This window comes from Streptomyces sp. NPDC093795 (assembly GCF_044764665.1).
Lineage (GTDB): Bacteria > Actinomycetota > Actinomycetes > Streptomycetales > Streptomycetaceae > Streptomyces.
The window spans coordinates 385,225-401,602 of sequence record NZ_JBIWIO010000009.1; the positions used below are offsets into that span (position 1 = coordinate 385,225).

The following is a 16,378-nucleotide window of genomic DNA, read 5'->3' on the forward strand; positions in this document are numbered from 1 at the left end:
AGCCCCGCCACCTCCGTTGTGGGCATTCGTTCCGCTGGGGCGGAACGGGTGGGCACAACGGAACGGCGCCCCTTGCCGGGCCCAGGCTCCCGCGCCTGAACCCGCACCCCCAACCCCCGAAAACGCAAAGGGTGCGGGCCCCCACCAAGGGACCCGCACCCAAGCAACCACCTACGTCGTACGCCGCCGCCTGGCACCCGGCCGCCGCTCAGAAGGCCGCGTCACCGGATCCCCCGCCTCCCGCGCCGACTCCCGCCGCCGCATCCCGAAGTCCGCCAGCGCCTCCGCCAGCTTGTGCACGGACGGCTCCGGCGACAGCACGTCGACCCGCAGCCCGTGCTCCTCGGCCGTCTTGGCCGTAGCGGGACCGATACACGCGATCACGGTCACGTTGTGCGGCTTCCCGGCGATACCCACCAGGTTCCGCACGGTCGACGACGACGTGAACAGCACGGCGTCGAAGCCACCGCCCTTGATCGCCTCCCGCGTGTCCGCCGGCGGCGGCGAGGCCCGTACGGTCCGGTAGGCGGTGACGTCGTCGACCTCCCACCCGAGCTCGATGAGCCCCGCGACCAGCGTCTCCGTCGCGATGTCGGCCCGCGGCAGGAAGACCCGGTCGATCGGATCGAAAACAGGATCGTACGGCGGCCAGTCCTCCAACAACCCCGCCGCGGACTGCTCACCACTCGGCACCAGATCGGGCTTCACACCGAAGTCGACGAGCGCCGCCGCGGTCTGCTCGCCCACGGCCGCGACCTTGATCCCGGCGAAGGCACGCGCGTCGAGCCCGTACTCCTCGAACTTCTCCCGTACCGCCTTCACCGCGTTCACCGACGTGAAGGCGATCCACTCGTACCGTCCGGTGACGAGCCCCTTGACCGCCCGCTCCATCTGCTGCGGGGTGCGCGGCGGCTCGACGGCGATCGTCGGCACCTCGTGCGGCACGGCGCCGTACGAGCGCAGCTGGTCGGAGAGCGACGCGGCCTGCTCCTTGGTACGCGGCACGAGGACCCGCCACCCGAAGAGCGGCTTCGACTCGAACCACGACAGCTGGTCCCGCTGCGCCGGGGCGCTGCGCTCGCCGACCACGGCTATGACAGGCCGGTGGCCCTCGGGCGAGGGGAGGACCTTGCCCTGCTTGAAGACCTGGGCGATCGTCCCGAGGGTCGCGTTCCAGGTCCGCTGCCTCGTCGTCGTACCCGCGATGGTGACGGTGAGCGGGGTGTCCGGCTTACGGCCCGCCGCCACCAGTTCACCGGCGGCCGCGGCCACCGAGTCGAGCGAGGTGGACACGACGACGGTGCCGTCGGAGGCGCCGACCTCGGTCCAGCACCGCTCGTCGGCGGTGCGGGCGTCGACGAAGCGCACGTCGGTGCCCTGGGCGTCACGGAGCGGCACACCCGCGTAGGCGGGTACGCCGACGGCCGTGGCCACACCGGGCACGACCTCGAAGGGGATGCCCTCGGCGGCGCAGGCGAGCATCTCGGCTCCCGCGTTCCCGTCGAGGCCGGGGTCGCCGGTCACCGCACGGACGACCCGCCTGCCGCCCCTCGCGGCCTCCATGACAAGATTGGCCGCGTCCCTCAACACGGGGACCCCGGCGGTTGTTGACGCCTCGTCAACAATCGTCAGCTCCGGCGTGCTCACCCCCACGCGCGCGTGGCCGCGAACGACCTCGAGCACCTCCGGCTCGGCGATCAGGACATCCGCTCCGGCGAGGGCCTCCACGGCCCTGAGGGTCAGGAGTCCGGGGTCACCGGGGCCTGCGCCGAGGAATGTGACGTGCCCATGGCCTGCGAAGGCCGGGGACAGTGGGCTGGCGGTCGGGCGGGTGGGGCTCAAAGTGCTCGCTCCCCCATAAGACCGGCCGCACCCTTGGCGAGCATCTCGTCCGCGAGTTCGCGTCCGAGCGCCATGGCCTCGTCGTGCGAGGTGGGTACGGGTCCGGTGGTGGACAGCTGCACCAGCGTCGAGCCGTCGGTGGTGCCGACGACGCCGCGCAGGCGCATTTCGGTGACAACCTGCCCGTGACCGGGGTCGTCGGCCAGCAGGTCGGCGAGCGCACCCACGGGTGCGGAACAGCCGGCCTCCAGGGCGGCGAGCAGGGATCGCTCGGCGGTGACGGCGGCCCGCGTGAGCGGGTCGTCGAGCGCGCCGAGCGCGGTGACGAGGTCGGCGTTCGACGCCGGGCACTCGATCGCCAGGGCCCCCTGGCCGGGGGCGGGCAGGACGGAGTCGACCGACAGGTGGTCGAGCGACAGGGAGCCGATGAGCTCCTCCGTACCGCCGATGCGGTTGAGGCCGGCCGCGGCGAGGACCACCGCGTCCAGCTCTCCCTTGCGTACGTAGCCGATCCGCGTGTCGATGTTCCCGCGGATCGGGACGCAGGCGATCTCCAGGCCGTGGCTACGCGCGTACGCGTGGAGCTGGGCCGTGCGCCGCGGCGAGCCGGTGCCGATCCGGGCGCCCTGGGGCAGCCGGTCGAGCGTGAGCCCGTCGCGGGCGATCAGTACGTCGCGCGGGTCCTCGCGCTTCGGGATCGCGGCCAGCACCAGATCGGGGTGCTGGGTGGTCGGCAGGTCCTTCAGGGAGTGGACGGCGAAGTCCACCTCGTCGGCGAGCAGCGCGTCACGGAGGGCGGCGACGAAGACGCCGGTGCCGCCGATCTGCGCGAGGTGCTCCCGGGAGGTGTCCCCGTACGTCGTGATCTCCACGAGCTCGACGGGCCGGCCGGTCAGCTGCCGGACGGCGTCGGCCACATGCCCGGACTGGGCCATGGCGAGCTTGCTGCGCCTGGTCCCGAGCCTCAGTGCCCTCTCGGTCATACTCGCCCTCGGTTCTTGACGTCGGCGTCATTCAGGTCGGCCCGGCTGACAGCAGCCACCGTCTCCGGGTCGAGGTCGAAGAGTGTCCGCAGCGCGTCCGCGTACCCGGCGCCGCCGGGCTCGCTGGCCAGCTGCTTGACCCGCACGGTCGGCGCGTGCAGGAGCTTGTCGACCACGCGGCGCACGGTCTGCGTGATCTCGGCGCGCTGCTTGTCGTCGAGGTCGGGCAGCCGGCCCTCCAGCCGGGCGACCTCGTTGGCCACCACGTCGGCGGCCATGGTGCGCAGGGCGACGACGGTGGGGGTGATGTGGGCGGCGCGCTGGGCGGCGCCGAAGGCCGCGACCTCGTCGGAGACGATGCCGCGCACGAGGTCGACGTCGGCGGCCATGGGGGCGTCGGCGGAGGCCTCGGCGAGCGACTCGATGTCGACGAGCCGGACACCGGGGATGCGGTGTGCGGCGGCGTCGATGTCGCGGGGCATGGCGAGGTCGAGCAGGGCGAGCGGGGTGCGCCGGCCCTGTACGGCGGCCTCGACGCCGTCGCCGGTGAGGACGAGTCCGGTGGCGCCGGTGCAGGAGACGACGACGTCGGCACGTGTCAGTTCGTCGCCGACGGCAACCATCTCCGCCGCGTGGGCGGTGACGCCCGTACCACCGGGCTCGCTGAGGATCTGCGCGAGCCGTTCGGCGCGGGCCAGGGTGCGGTTGGCGATGACGATCTCGGAGACGCCGGCACGCGCGAGCGTGGCGGCGGCGAGCGAGGACATCGATCCCGCTCCGATGACGAGAGCCCTCTTGCCCTTGGCCCAGGTGTCGACGTCGGTACCGTCGGCAAGCTGCTCGAGCCCGAAGGTGACGAGCGACTGCCCGGCCCGGTCGATCCCGGTCTCGCTGTGGGCGCGCTTGCCGACCCGCAGGGCCTGCTGGAACAGGTCGTTGAGGAGGCGGCCGGCGGTGTGGAGTTCCTGGCCGAGGGCGAGGGCGTCCTTGATCTGGCCGAGGATCTGGCCCTCGCCGACGACCATGGAGTCGAGCCCGCACGCCACCGAGAAGAGGTGGTGGACGGCCCGGTCCTCGTAGTGCACGTAGAGATAAGGAGTGAGCTCGTCCAGGCCGACGCCGCTGTGCTGCGCGAGGAGCGTGGACAGCTCGGCGACGCCGGCGTGGAACTTGTCCACGTCGGCGTAGAGCTCGATGCGGTTGCAGGTGGCGAGGACGGCGCCCTCGGCGGCCGGTTCGGCGGCGAGGGTGTCCTGGAGGAGCTTGGCCTGGGTGTCCGCCGAGAGCGCGGCCCGCTCCAGGATGGAGACCGGGGCGCTGCGGTGGCTGAGGCCGACGACGAGGAGGCTCATGCCGGCATCACGGCGGGGACGTCCCCGTCGGGTCCCTTGCGGTTGCCGCCCGTGGTGCCACGGGGGGTCGGCGGTGCGGCGGCCACGGCGGCCTCCGTCTCGGCGCCCGTGTCCGTACCGGTCTCGGCGTTCGACTCCTCGCCGGCCTTGCGCTGCTCGTGGAAGGCGAGGATCTGCAGCTCGATGGAGAGGTCGACCTTGCGGACGTCCACGCCGTCGGGCACGGAGAGCACGGTGGGGGCGAAGTTCAGGATGGAGGTGATTCCGGCGGCCACGAGCCGGTCGCAGACCTGCTGGGCGACGCCGGCCGGGGTCGCGATGACGCCGATGGAGACGCCGTCCTCCTCGATGATCTTCTCGAGGTCGTCGCTGTGCTGGACGGGGATCCCGGCGACCGGCTTGCCGGTCATGGCGGGGTCGGCGTCGATCAGCGCGGCGACACGGAAACCACGGGAGGCGAAGCCGCCGTAGCCGGCGAGCGCGGCACCGAGGTTACCGATACCGACGATGACGACCGGCCAGTCCTGGGTGAGCCCCAGCTCACGGGAGATCTGGTAGACGAGGTACTCGACGTCGTAGCCGACACCGCGGGTGCCGTAGGAGCCGAGGTAGCTGAAGTCCTTGCGGAGCTTCGCGGAGTTGACCCCCGCCGCGGCGGCGAGCTCTTCGGAGGAGACCGTGGGTACGGAGCGCTCCGAGAGCGCGGTGAGTGCGCGCAGATACAGCGGAAGCCGGGCGACGGTGGCCTCGGGAATTCCTCGGCTACGGGTCGCCGGTCGGTGAGTTCGGCCAGTTGCCACGGTGCTCCTGCGGGATGAGCGGGGCTGCAGGCGGCCATATGTCCCAAGACCGCCCCGTCGAATGCAGGCTATGTCTTTGTGAACGCGTGCACAAAGATGGTGTCCGTTTTGTCCGGCCAAAGTGACCGGGGTCACGCGGTTGGTTCGTATCGTCACGGAACCGGCGAGCCCGGGAACACGTTGAGAACCCGAAGGGGGCATAACCGCACACTCTCCTCACGGCGCCGCCCCCGAAAGCCAACAAAACGTCCACGATGGTAGCCGTCTTTCGGTCACGCACCCAGTTCGCGACGGAGCCGCCCCGCGTCGACACGCCAGAACGTGTGCTGCTCGCCGTCGACCAGGACGACGGGGATCTGCTCCCAGTACGCCCGGTGGAGCTCCTCGTCCTGGGTGATGTCCTTCTCCTCCCAGCATGCCCCCGTCTCCGCGCACACGGCCTCGATCACCGCGCGGGCGTCGTCGCAGAGATGACACCCCGGCTTGCCGATCAGCGTGACGGTGCGCGCCCCGGCGTCCTTCTTCTTCGTCCGTCCGAACATGGCGCCCATTCTGTCCCGCTTCACAGGAGAGCCCCGCAGTGTTCACGCCGCGGCACCGTCACAACTCGGGAAGTTCCGAACAGACTGGCTATGCTCACCGCATGGCCGCTCTGGGATGGCTCACCCCCCGTAGGCGCTCCGCCACCGCGCGCAGCGTCCTCGCAGGCGAGGCCGCTGCCGAGGCAGCGCGCAAGTCCTCGCTCCAGCTGGAACGGGAGCGGGAGGAGGCGGCGGCCACCACGGAGGCCGAGGCGCCGGCCGAGCCCGAGTTCCCGGTCGTCGGCGACGTACAGGCGGCCGCCTTCTTCGACCTCGACAACACCGTGATGCAGGGCGCCGCGATCTTCCACTTCGGCCGCGGCCTCTACAAGCGGAAGTTCTTCCAGCGCCGCGAGCTGGCCCGCTTCGCCTGGCAGCAGGCCTGGTTCAGGCTCGCCGGCGTCGAGGACCCCGAGCACATGCAGGACGCCCGCGAAAGCGCCCTGTCCATCGTCAAGGGCCACCGCGTCTCCGAGCTGATGTCGATCGGCGAGGAGATCTACGACGAGTACATGGCCGACCGCATCTGGCCCGGCACCCGCGGCCTGGCCCAGGCGCACCTGGACGCGGGCCAGAAAGTCTGGCTGGTCACGGCCGCCCCGGTGGAGACGGCCACGATCATCGCCCGGCGTCTCGGTCTGACCGGCGCGCTCGGCACGGTCGCCGAGTCCGTCGACGGCGTCTACACCGGCAAGCTCGTCGGTGAGCCCCTGCACGGACCGGCCAAGGCCGAGGCGGTACGGGCTCTCGCCGCCGCCGAGGGCCTCGACCTGGGCCGCTGCGCGGCCTACAGCGACTCCCACAACGACATCCCGATGCTCTCGCTCGTCGGACACCCGTACGCGATCAACCCGGACACCAAGCTCCGCAAGCACGCGAGGGCCAGGGACTGGCGGCTGCGCGACTACCGGACCGGCCGCAAGGCCGCCAAGGTCGGCATCCCCGCCGCCGCGGGCCTCGGCGCCCTGGCCGGCGGCACCGCCGCCGCCGTCGCCCTGCACCGCCGCCGCCACTGACGCCGGATCACTCCTGCCGATACGTTTCGGCTGCGATCATCTGCGACAACCCCGGACCAGGCGCCCTCACCCGTCCGTGGTCGAACACCACCGCACAGGTCGACTCCCAGGCATTCCGGGCTCCTTACCCCGCAGCGGCCCCGATCACTCACGCGTCCTGCAGTCGAGCACAACGCAACGCCGACGCAGTCACATCCGAAAGCAAACCGATCAATAACTGATCACGAACAGCGAGCAGTTCCGACTACAACCAGTAACAGAATCGACCTAACCGGTGATTTGAGCAACTGGGTGTAGCGCTGCCTGTACGAAGCGTTATTCTCCTGGGACGCACAAAGGACCCCTCCCGTCGCCACGACGAGTGAACGGTCCCGCACTGCACGTGATGGAAGCTCTGCCTCTGGGAGTCCCGTGTACCCACACGTCGGGGTTGACACCTCGGGCCTGGCTACGCTGCGCGCAACGGTCGCCGACCGCTTGCGCGGCTTCGTCCCCACCGCGTACGCCGCCGGCCCTGTCCCCGCATTCGCCTTCGCCGCCCCGGCACCCGCCGGCCCTTGCTATGCCCTGGCCGACGGCAGCGCCGCCGTGGGCAGACGCGGTGCCCGCTCCGGCACCTCGACCCCTGCCCGCCGCCCCACCGCGGACAGCGACAGCGCCCGCATGATGGACCTGGTCGAGCGCGCCCAGGCGGGCGAGGCCGAGGCCTTCGGCCGCCTGTACGACCAGTACAGCGACACGGTCTACCGCTACATCTACTACCGCGTCGGCGGAAAGGCGACGGCGGAGGACCTCACCAGCGAGACGTTCCTGCGCGCCCTGCGCCGGATCTCCACGTTCACCTGGCAGGGCCGCGACTTCGGCGCCTGGCTCGTCACCATCGCCAGGAACCTGGTCGCCGACCACTTCAAGTCCAGCCGCTTCCGCCTCGAAGTCACCACCGGCGAGATGCTCGACGCCAACGAGGTCGAGCGCAGCCCCGAGGACTCCGTCCTGGAGTCCCTCTCCAACGCCGCCCTCCTCGACGCGGTCCGCCGCCTCAACCCCCAGCAGCAGGAGTGCGTGACCCTGCGCTTCCTCCAGGGCCTCTCGGTCGCCGAGACCGCCCGGGTCATGGGCAAGAACGAGGGGGCCATCAAGACCCTCCAGTACCGGGCCGTCCGCACCCTGGCCCGCCTCCTGCCGGACGACGCCCGCTGACCGGTCCGCGCCCCCCACACGCGCCCCCACGCCCCGGTCCGCGGCTCCGGCCCCACCCCTCCCCCCACGCCCCCACAACCCCCGCCCAACTCACAGTCGGTGACGCCTCGATGACGCACTGGTCCGATCATCTTTCGCGCGTAACCCAAGTGCCGCGCCGCTCGTTGTGCGGGATGCAGGCTCCCTGTGGACACGCCATGTCCGCGGCCACTCACTCTTTCGTGTGGATGCGCTCAAGGTGTGCAACCTTCCGGACACCCCGGGGAGTCGACCGTCATGACGAGAGGAGGTGCCGCCAGTGATCGCGAACGTATCGGCGCACCGGCGGGCGAACGCCTTCGCCCAGACCCTGGAGGACCGGGCGTCCGAGGGCGCGGCGGCCGAGCAGTCCGATGCCGCGGCCGAACCGGCCGAGCAGGGACGGCTGTTGGCCTTGGCGAACGGTCTCGGCGAACTGCCGAAGCCACAGCTGGACCCCGAGGTCAAAGTGGTGCAGCGAGCCCAGCTCGTCGCCGCCATGGAAGCGATGCTCATGGAGGGAAGCGCGGCCGCGGCCGCCACGGTGCCGGAGCAGCGCACCGCCGGCGGCAAGGGAACCCACCGGGCCTCCCCGCTGCGGAAGCTACGCCCCCGTTCCCGCTGGACCAAGGGGCTCGCCGCCGGCGGCCTCACGGTCGGTGTGGCGGCGGGCGCGTTCAGCGGAGTGGCAGCCGCCAGCTCCGACGCGCTCCCCGGTGACTCGCTCTACGGGCTCAAGCGAGGCATGGAAGACATCAAGCTGGGAATGGCGGACGACGACGCGGACCGCGGCGGCATCTACCTCGACCAGGCGTCCACCCGGCTCAGCGAGGCCCGCAGACTCATGGAGCGGGGCCGCTCCGGCGACCTCGACCACGAGTCGCTCAGCGAGATCCGCCGTGTCCTGGGCGGAATGAAACACGACGCCAGCGAGGGCCACCGCCTGCTCCGCCAGGCGTACGAGCGGGACGGCGAGATCGCCCCGATGGCCCGGCTCAACTCCTTCGCCCAGGCCCACCGAGGCACCTGGGACGGCATCCGCGACCGGCTTCCCGTCCAGCTCGCGGACGTCGGCAGCGAGGTGACGCACGTCTTCGACGCCATGGACGAAGAGGTCGAGCCGCTCCAGTCGGTGCTGCCCCGCACCCCGGAGAAGAGCAACATCATCGGCTCGGAGAGCCCCACCGGCACTCCCAGCACCCCGAAGACCCCCCAGGGGACGGACTCCCAGCGTCCGCCCTCCCCCGACGAGGTCACACCCTCGGGCAGCGACTCCGCACCACCCCGCCCGACCGGCCCCAGCACGGGCACCAGCCCGAGCTCGGACGGCAGCACCGGTTCACCGGAGGACGACGGTCTCCTCGGCGGCAGCGCCGGCGGACTACTCCCACCCGCCCCGACCGGCATGCCGACGCCCCCCACCGGGGACAAGGCCCCACCGGAAGTGCCGGACGTGACCATTCCGCCCATCCTGCCGGGCCTGCTACCAGGCCTCGGCATCGACAGCGAGGACGCTCGCTAGCAAGGAGGAAGGGGCGCCCCCACGGACGGGGGGCGCCCCTTCCTCCTTGCGCGGAACCGGTCAGAAGAACACCGACCGCCGCTGCACCAACAGCTTGTACAGCGTGTGCTGGATCTGCTCCCGCACCTGATCCGTCAGGTTGAACATCAGCATCGGGTCCTCCGCCGCCTCCGGCGCGTAGGAATCCGTCGGGATCGGCTCGCCGAACTGGATCGTCCACTTCGTCGGCAGCGGCAGCGCCCCCAGCGGCCCGAGCCACGGGAAGGTCGGGGTGAGCGGGAAGTACGGGATTCCCAGCACCCGCGCCAGGGTCTTGGCGTTCCCGACCATCGGGTATATCTCCTCCGCCCCGACGATCGAGCACGGCACGATCGGCACCCCGGCCCGCAGCGCCGTCGAGACGAAGCCGCCCCGCCCGAACCGCTGGAGCTTGTACCGCTCCCCGAACGGCTTCCCGATCCCCTTGAAGCCCTCGGGCATCACCCCGACGATCTCGCCGGCACGCAGCAGCCGCTCCGCGTCCTCCGCGCAGGCCAGGGTGTGCCCCGCCTTACGGGCCAGCTCGTTGACGACCGGCAGCACGAACACCAGGTCGGCGGCGAGCAGCCGCAGATGCCGCCCGGCCGGATGACGGTCGTGGACGGCCACCTGCATCATCAGCCCGTCCAGCGGCAGCGTCCCCGAGTGGTTGGCGACGATCAGCGCCCCGCCCTCGACCGGGATGTTCTCGACGCCCTTCACCTCCACCCGGAAGTACTTCTCGTACAGCGGGCGCAGCAGCGACATCAGGACCTGGTCGGTGAGTTCCTCGTCGTAGCCGAACTCGTCGACCTCGTAGTCGCCGGTGATCCGCCGCCGGAGGAACGCGAGCCCACCCGCGAGCCGCCGCTCCCAGCCGCTCGCCCCGGCGCCCTCGGCCCCACCCGCGGAGCCGCCGCCGGCACCGGCGACGGCCTCACGACCGCCCCCCGCGCCCGGGAGCATACCCTCATGGCCCTCTCCCGGCTCCTGAGGGCCCGCCTGCGGGCCCGGCAGGGCCCGTACGGCCGCCGCCTCCCCGTCGGGGCGGCCGGGCCGTCGCCGGGCCCGCGACCGGTCGTCGTCGAACGGAATGACCTTGGCGTCCGCCATCGCTGTCCGGTCTCCTCAGGCGCCGTCATGAACAGGGGGAACAGGTGTAGCAGGTACAGAAGGTGAAGCAGGTACAGAAGCCACGGCGGTCGGAGCAAGCCGCTCGGCGAGCCGGTCCACCACCCCGGCGAGCCGCTCCGGCGGCAGCAGCCCCGGCCCCCGGCCGCGCACGAAGTCGGCGAAGGTCTCCGCCGTGGTGTAGCGCGGCGCGAACCCGAGCACCTCACGCGTCTGGACCGTCGAGACGACCCTGCCGTGGGTGAGCAGCCGGATCTGCTCGGGCGCGAAGTCGGTGATCCCGACCGTACGCAGCGCCGTCCCCACCCAGGTGACCGCCGGCAGCAGCACCGGCACCGTGGGCCGTCCGAGGCGCCGCGCGCACTGGGAGAGCAGCAGCACCCCGTCCCCGGCCACGTTGAAGGTGCCGCTGTTCAGCGTGGCCCTGCGGGGCTCGTGCGCCGCCAGGCGCAGCACGTCGATCACATCGTCCTCGTGGACGAACTGCAGTCTGGGGTCGTAGCCGAGGACGGTCGGGAGGATCGGCAGCGCCAGGTACTCGGCCAGCGGGGAGTCGATCCGGGGCCCGAGGATGTTCGCGAACCGCAGCACGCACACGGCCACGTCCGGGCGGCGCCGGGCGAAGCCCCGTACGTACCCCTCGACCTCGACCGCGTCCTTCGCGAAGCCCCCGCTCGGAAGCGACTTCGCGGCCGTCGTCTCGGTGAAGACGGCCGGGTCGCGGGGCGCGGAGCCGTAGACGCTGGTACTGGACTTGATAACGAGCCGGCTGATCCGCGGCGACTTCTGGCAGGCGCCGAGCAGCTGCATGGTGCCGATGACGTTGGTCTCCTTGACCGACGTACGGCCACCTCCGCCGAGCGCCGTGCCGGTGACGTCCAGATGGACCACCGTGTCGACATCGTGCTCGGCGAGGACCTTGGCGATCTCCGGCCGGCGGATGTCGGCCCGTACGAACTCGGCCGCGCCGAGCTGGTGCGCCGGGTCGACCGCGTCCACCGCGATCACCCGCTCCACCTCCGGGTCCCGCTGGATCCGCCGCACGAAGCGGCCCCCGAGATGCCGGGCGGCACCGGTGACGAGCACGACCTTGCCCAAGATCAGCGCCTTCCGTCGGTCTTCCGTTGGTCGCCACCGTAGCGCCTCGGGATTTCCGCGCACATAAGACGTGGCCCTCCACCGCGAACGGTGAAGGGCCACGCCTGACATACGGAACGCTGCGGTGCAGCTGTCGCCTTACTTCTTGTTGCGACGCTGAACGCGCGTGCGCTTGAGCAGCTTGCGGTGCTTCTTCTTGGCCATCCGCTTACGCCGCTTCTTGATAACAGAGCCCACGACTACCCTCGCTCACTTCTCGGAACATCCCCGCCTCCCGGCGGGAATCGGTGCGGGGCGTCTGGGCCCACACGACCTACGTCGGCCTAGCCTACCGCCCCGAGCACCGCGCTTGTAATCCGAGGGACATACGGAGCTTTCCCGACGTTGTCGCCGCGCTCGCGCTACGCGGTCCCCACCCCCACGAAGGACTCCCGCAGGTACTCGTGAACCGCCTGTTCCGGCACCCGGAAGGACCTGCCCACCCGGATCGCCGGCAGATGACCGCTGTGCACCAAGCGGTACACGGTCATCTTGGACACGCGCATCACCGAGGCGACTTCCGCCACGGTCAGAAACTTGACCTCGTTGAGAGGTCGTTCGCCAGCAGCCATGACCCACCTGTACCTTCCGCCGCGACGCCCACCGGCTTCCCCTCCGGTGACTCTTCGTCGCCGAGCGCTCACGCTCCAGCCTAGGGGCGGGTGGTACGAGTGGGGAAGAGGAGCTACCACCTGCCGTTTACCGTGACAGACACGCTCGATTGAGTACATAGCGCGTGAGTGGACGGTAGGAGGCAGAGCGCACGCCGTCGTCAAGCGGGACGGCCACCGACACCTGCCCCTCCGCCTCACCGACGAACAGCGCCGGATCATCCGTATCGGCGAGACCGATGGCCTCGATACCCAGCTGACCTGCCCCGCAGACCCATCCGTGGTCCCCCACCACAAGCTCCGGAAGCGGCCCGCCGCACTCGGCCGCGCTCTCCAGAGCCGCCCTGACCGGCAGCGGAGAGTGGGAGTGCGCCCCCGGCTCGCGCCCACCCCCGGACGGCCCCGGCTCCCGCACCAGGGCGACCCCCCGTACGTAGTCGATGACGTACGTACGTACGCCGAACCGGGTCGTTATGTCGACACATCTCCCCTGCGCCGGTGTGAGAACAAGACATCCCGCCGCCGACAAGGCGTCTGCGAGAGCGACGTAGAAACCGAGCAGCCGATGCGGATGCCCCGTCCCGAGGAGCACCGGAACCCGCCGCGCCGCCGCCACCCCCAACCGCGCCGCGAAGGCGTCGAGCCCCCTCAACGTGCGCTCGGGATCGATGACGTCGAGCCCCGTCCGGTGCTCGGGATCCCCCGACACCCCGCACTTGTCGGCCATCAGCCGCAGCAGATCGGCCTCGCCCCAGCCCCCCGCCGGATCCAGCCCGAGCAGCACCCGCGGATCACGCGCGGCGAAGAGCCGATAGCTCCGCAGGCTCTCCTCCCGCGACGTCGCCACCGTTCCCGCCAACCCCGCCGCCAACAGATGCGCCCGCAGCGCCCCGGTACTCAACACCCACCCGATGCTGCCGGATCACCCCGTCGGCGGAGCCCGAACCCCCCGGACACCCCACAGTCGGCGTAACACCCACCAAGGTGTTCCAGACCCGCCCCCGCAGACCTCTAGGCGAGCAGCCCCCGCAACGGGAAAACAGCCTTACGCGTCGCCAACACCGCCTGGTCGAGCCGGTCCGCCGGGTCGTACCCCTCAGCCCAGTCCCGGAAGCCCACCGGCCACCGCCCGTCCGTCATCCGCGCCGGCCCCGACTGCCGGGTCCGCGCGTACACCTCGTCCCGCCACGACGAAGGGATCACCGACTCAGGATCCACCGGGGCGTGCGCCGCGATCCCCACCAGATGCGTCCACGACCGCGGTACGACGTCCACCACCGCGTACCCGCCACCGCCAAGGGCCACCCAGCGCCCCTCGGCATACGTGTGCGCCAGCTCGTGACAGGCCTCCTGCACGGCCCGCTGCGCGTCCAGCGACACCGCCAGGTGCGCGAGCGGGTCCTCGAAGTGCGTGTCCGCCCCGTGCTGCGTGACGAGCACCTGCGGCCGGAAGTCCGCGATCAGCTCCGGCACGACCGCGTGGAAGGCCCGCAGCCACCCCTCGTCACCCGTCCCGGCCGGCAGCGCCACGTTCACGGCCCCGCCCTCACCGGCACCGGCCGCGCCCGTCTCCTCCGGCCACCCCGTCTGCGGGAACAGCGTCCGAGGATGCTCGTGCAGCGAGACGGTCAGCACCCTGGGGTCCTCCCAGAACGCCGCCTGCACCCCGTCCCCGTGGTGCACGTCCACATCCACGTACGCGACCCGCTCCGCGCCCAGTTCGAGCAGCCGGGCGATCGCGAGGGAGGCGTCGTTGTAGATACAGAAGCCCGAGGCGGACCCCGGCATCGCGTGGTGCAGCCCGCCCGCGAAGTTCACCGCGTGCGTGGCCTCCCCGCGCCACACCGCCTCCGCCGCGCCCACCGACTGCCCGGCGATCAGCGCCGACACCTCGTGCATCCCCGCGAACGCCGGATCGTCGACCGTACCGAGCCCGTACGCCTGGTCGGCGTGCCGCGGATCCACCGACGCGGCCCGCACCGCAGCCACGTAGTCCTCGCGGTGCACGAGCCGCAGCGTCGAGTCCCCGGCCGGCTTGCCCGCCACGACGTCCACCGCCCGGTCGAGCCCGTACGCCCGCACCAGCGACATCGTCAGCGCGAGCCGTACCGGATCCATCGGATGCTCGGACCCGAAGTCGTACTGCGTGACAGCTTCATCCCACATCAACAGTGCGCGGCCGCTCATGCCCGCCACCGTATCGGGCCTCGCGCGAGCCGAACGACGTGGCATACACCACCGTCACCAGGACAAGCACCATCGGCACCAGCATCGCCCCCCGATAGCTCCACGCGTCCCCGAGCGCCCCCACCAGCGGCGACCCGACGAGAAAACCGACGTAGTTGAAGACGTTGAGCCGCGCCACGGCCGCGTCGCTGTTCCCCGGGCGGTGACTTTCACATGCCAACCGCCCCGCCGCCGCGAAGGCCTGCGGCACGATCACGCTCAGCCCGAGCCCCAGCACCGTGAACCCGGCGATGCCCACCCAGGCCCCCGGCGCCACCGCCACCACCGCGAACCCCACCGCGGCGAGCACGGCCCCGCCCCGCACGACCGCCGCCGCACCGAGCCGCCGCACCCCGAAGTCCCCCACGGCCCGACCGAGAAGCGTCGTCACCATGTACGCGTTGTACGGCACCGTCGCCAGCTCCTCCGAGCCGCCCAGCACGTCCTGGAGGTACTTGGCACTCCAGTTGGAGACGGTCGAGTCCCCTATGTACGCGAAGGTCATGACGAGACAGAGCGGCAGCAGCAGCTTGAAAGCGACCGCGTTCCCCTTACCGTCCCCGGCCTCCCCCACCGACTGCTCCTGACCGGCCACATACCACCGGCTGCCGACGAGGGCGGCGGGCAGCAGCACCGCGACCACCGGCAGGTACGACACGAACAGCGACAGATCCCAGTGCGCCCCCGCCCAGGCCAGCGAGGCACCGGCGATCCCACCGAGGCTGTACGAGGCGTGGAAGCCGAGCATGATGCTCCGCCCGTACGCCCGCTGGAGGCTGACCCCCAGCATGTTCATGGAGGCGTCCAGAGCGCCGACAGCGAGCCCGAAGAGCCCCAGGGCGACGGCGGCCTGCCACAGCTCGCTCCCCATCCCCACCGCGAGCAGGGAGAGGAGGACGAAGGGCTGGGCCCACCGCAGCACCACCGCCGGCCGCACCCGGGCGACGACCTTCCCGGTCGCCACACTCGCCACACCGGCCAGGATCGGCACGGCGGCGAGGAAGGCCGGCAGCAGCCCGTCCGAGATCCCGTACCGTTCCTGGATCGCCGGTATGCGCGTCACGAGCAGGGCGAAGGTGACCCCCTGCACGAAGAAGCTGACCGCCAGGGATCCCCGCCCACGCCGCAACCGCGCATCCGTCATGGCGGCACAGCGTACGGCCGGAACCTACCGCGGGGTAGATGGATCACAGGCCCAATATCGCCGGCAGCTCGTCCATCCCGCGGAAGAACCCGGCGGCCCCGACGAGCTTCTCCTCGGGCGTCATCGTGGTGAACCCGTACACGTCCATCCCGGCCGCCAGCGCCGCCTCCACCCCGAGCCGGCTGTCCTCGATCACCACACACCGCCCGGGCGCCACCCCCATCCGCGAAGCGGCGTGCAGGAACAGGTCGGGCGACGGCTTCCCCCGCCCGACGTCCTCGGCACTGAACACGATCTCGTCGCGGAACCAGGCGTCGAGCCCGGTCTTCCGATGCCCCACCCGGATCCGTTCGTGGCTCCCCGAGGAGGCCACGCAGTAGGGAACCCCACCCTCGACGAGGAGCTTGAGCACCTCCTCGACCCCGGGCACGGCCTCCAACTCGGCCTGGAAAGCAGCGAAGACCCGCGCATGAAAGATCTCGTCGAACTCCACCGGCAACCGCTGCCCACTCCGCTCCTGGACGAGCTCATGGATCCGGTGCATCGCGGACCCCATGAAGTCCCGCACCGATTCCTCGTACGAAGTGGGATGCCCGAGCTCCGTCAGATAGCCGGCCAGCAAGGTGTTGGAAATCGGCTCGCTGTCCACGAGCACACCGTCGTTGTCGAAAATGACCAGGTCGTAGCGCATGCCTAAGATTAGAACGCAAAAATGCCTCAACCCCCGGACAGAGTCCGGGGGTTGAGGCTAAAAATTGTTCGGCGGCGTCCTACTCTCCCACAGGGTCCCCCCTGCA

16 protein-coding genes are annotated in these 16,378 nt (G+C 71.1%); 3 read left to right on the forward strand and 13 right to left on the reverse strand.

Annotated features, from left to right (window positions below; genetic code table 11):
- Positions 1-171 precede the first annotated feature (171 nt).
- From ACIRB7_RS25035 to ACIRB7_RS25055, 5 genes are all read right to left on the reverse strand, one after another.
- The gene (locus ACIRB7_RS25035) at positions 172-1,842 is read right to left on the reverse strand and encodes a uroporphyrinogen-III synthase (protein WP_403602692.1); all 1,671 of its coding nucleotides are present in this window, start codon (positions 1,840-1,842) and stop codon (positions 172-174) included.
- Positions 1,839-2,825 carry a hydroxymethylbilane synthase gene (hemC, locus tag ACIRB7_RS25040; protein ID WP_403602694.1) on the reverse strand — a complete coding sequence of 329 codons (987 nt, stop codon included), beginning with the start codon at positions 2,823-2,825 and terminating at the stop codon, positions 1,839-1,841. The genes ACIRB7_RS25035 and hemC overlap by 4 nt, the downstream gene beginning before the upstream one ends.
- Positions 2,822-4,177 (reverse strand): glutamyl-tRNA reductase, encoded by a 1,356-nt coding sequence (locus ACIRB7_RS25045; RefSeq protein WP_403602696.1) that lies wholly within the window; start codon positions 4,175-4,177, stop codon positions 2,822-2,824. Before ACIRB7_RS25045 ends, hemC begins: the two co-directional genes overlap by 4 nt.
- On the reverse strand, positions 4,174-4,977 hold the full coding sequence (locus tag ACIRB7_RS25050) for a redox-sensing transcriptional repressor Rex (RefSeq protein WP_403602698.1): 804 nt from the start codon (positions 4,975-4,977) through the stop codon (positions 4,174-4,176). Before ACIRB7_RS25050 ends, ACIRB7_RS25045 begins: the two co-directional genes overlap by 4 nt.
- 272 nt (positions 4,978-5,249) lie before the next feature.
- The gene (locus tag ACIRB7_RS25055; RefSeq protein WP_403602751.1) at positions 5,250-5,528 is read right to left on the reverse strand and encodes a glutaredoxin family protein; all 279 of its coding nucleotides are present in this window, start codon (positions 5,526-5,528) and stop codon (positions 5,250-5,252) included.
- 92 nt (positions 5,529-5,620) lie between these two features.
- On the opposite strand from ACIRB7_RS25055, the gene ACIRB7_RS25060 reads away from it, so the two are divergent.
- The 3 genes from ACIRB7_RS25060 (at position 5,621) to ACIRB7_RS25070 (ending at position 9,314) form a co-directional block, all read left to right on the forward strand.
- Positions 5,621-6,574: an HAD family hydrolase gene (locus ACIRB7_RS25060; protein ID WP_403602700.1), complete on the forward strand. Its 954-nt coding sequence runs from the start codon at positions 5,621-5,623 to the stop codon at positions 6,572-6,574.
- A gap of 411 nt (positions 6,575-6,985) precedes the next feature.
- Positions 6,986-7,774, forward strand: coding sequence for an ECF subfamily RNA polymerase sigma factor, BldN family (locus ACIRB7_RS25065; protein ID WP_351216385.1), 789 nt, complete (start codon positions 6,986-6,988; stop codon positions 7,772-7,774).
- 298 nt (positions 7,775-8,072) lie between these two features.
- Positions 8,073-9,314 carry a DUF5667 domain-containing protein gene (locus ACIRB7_RS25070; protein WP_403602703.1) on the forward strand — a complete coding sequence of 414 codons (1,242 nt, stop codon included), beginning with the start codon at positions 8,073-8,075 and terminating at the stop codon, positions 9,312-9,314.
- Between the two features lie 60 nt (positions 9,315-9,374).
- Here the strand turns inward: ACIRB7_RS25070 and ACIRB7_RS25075 are convergent, their stop codons facing one another.
- The 8 genes from ACIRB7_RS25075 to ACIRB7_RS25110 form a co-directional block, all read right to left on the reverse strand.
- On the reverse strand, positions 9,375-10,445 hold the full coding sequence (locus tag ACIRB7_RS25075; protein ID WP_403602705.1) for a lysophospholipid acyltransferase family protein: 1,071 nt from the start codon (positions 10,443-10,445) through the stop codon (positions 9,375-9,377).
- Positions 10,446-10,460: 15 nt separating this feature from the next.
- Positions 10,461-11,561 carry an NAD-dependent epimerase/dehydratase family protein gene (locus tag ACIRB7_RS25080; protein WP_403602707.1) on the reverse strand — a complete coding sequence of 367 codons (1,101 nt, stop codon included), beginning with the start codon at positions 11,559-11,561 and terminating at the stop codon, positions 10,461-10,463.
- A gap of 138 nt (positions 11,562-11,699) precedes the next feature.
- Entirely contained in the window at positions 11,700-11,798 is a 99-nt protein-coding gene (locus ACIRB7_RS25085) for a 30S ribosomal protein bS22 (protein ID WP_003948845.1), read from the reverse strand.
- A 164-nt stretch (positions 11,799-11,962) separates the two neighbouring features.
- Positions 11,963-12,172: a helix-turn-helix domain-containing protein gene (locus tag ACIRB7_RS25090; RefSeq protein ID WP_015034391.1), complete on the reverse strand. Its 210-nt coding sequence runs from the start codon at positions 12,170-12,172 to the stop codon at positions 11,963-11,965.
- Positions 12,173-12,299: 127 nt separating this feature from the next.
- The gene (locus ACIRB7_RS25095; RefSeq protein WP_403602709.1) at positions 12,300-13,115 is read right to left on the reverse strand and encodes a phosphatase; all 816 of its coding nucleotides are present in this window, start codon (positions 13,113-13,115) and stop codon (positions 12,300-12,302) included.
- A 107-nt stretch (positions 13,116-13,222) separates the two neighbouring features.
- Positions 13,223-14,398 carry an acetoin utilization protein AcuC gene (locus ACIRB7_RS25100; protein ID WP_403602711.1) on the reverse strand — a complete coding sequence of 392 codons (1,176 nt, stop codon included), beginning with the start codon at positions 14,396-14,398 and terminating at the stop codon, positions 13,223-13,225.
- Positions 14,367-15,581: an MFS transporter gene (locus tag ACIRB7_RS25105; RefSeq protein ID WP_403602713.1), complete on the reverse strand. Its 1,215-nt coding sequence runs from the start codon at positions 15,579-15,581 to the stop codon at positions 14,367-14,369. Before ACIRB7_RS25105 ends, ACIRB7_RS25100 begins: the two co-directional genes overlap by 32 nt.
- 43 nt (positions 15,582-15,624) lie before the next feature.
- Positions 15,625-16,272, reverse strand: a complete 648-nt coding sequence (locus tag ACIRB7_RS25110) for an HAD family hydrolase (protein ID WP_403602715.1) — start codon at positions 16,270-16,272, stop codon at positions 15,625-15,627.
- Positions 16,273-16,378 lie beyond the last annotated feature (106 nt).

What these genes read in the sequence shown, in the direction of transcription:
- ACIRB7_RS25055 (WP_403602751.1), bottom strand. Translation starts at nt 5,528, where the DNA reads ATGGGCGCCATGTTCGGACGGACGAAGAAGAAGGACGCCGGGGCGCGC.
- ACIRB7_RS25110 (WP_403602715.1), bottom strand. Translation starts at nt 16,272, where the DNA reads ATGCGCTACGACCTGGTCATTTTCGACAACGACGGTGTGCTCGTGGAC.
- ACIRB7_RS25075 (WP_403602705.1), bottom strand. Translation starts at nt 10,445, where the DNA reads ATGGCGGACGCCAAGGTCATTCCGTTCGACGACGACCGGTCGCGGGCC.
- ACIRB7_RS25090 (WP_015034391.1), bottom strand. Translation starts at nt 12,172, where the DNA reads ATGGCTGCTGGCGAACGACCTCTCAACGAGGTCAAGTTTCTGACCGTG.
- ACIRB7_RS25045 (WP_403602696.1), bottom strand. Translation starts at nt 4,177, where the DNA reads ATGAGCCTCCTCGTCGTCGGCCTCAGCCACCGCAGCGCCCCGGTCTCC.
- ACIRB7_RS25105 (WP_403602713.1), bottom strand. Translation starts at nt 15,581, where the DNA reads ATGACGGATGCGCGGTTGCGGCGTGGGCGGGGATCCCTGGCGGTCAGC.
- ACIRB7_RS25100 (WP_403602711.1), bottom strand. Translation starts at nt 14,398, where the DNA reads ATGAGCGGCCGCGCACTGTTGATGTGGGATGAAGCTGTCACGCAGTAC.
- hemC (WP_403602694.1), bottom strand. Translation starts at nt 2,825, where the DNA reads ATGACCGAGAGGGCACTGAGGCTCGGGACCAGGCGCAGCAAGCTCGCC.
- ACIRB7_RS25060 (WP_403602700.1), top strand. Translation starts at nt 5,621, where the DNA reads ATGGCCGCTCTGGGATGGCTCACCCCCCGTAGGCGCTCCGCCACCGCG.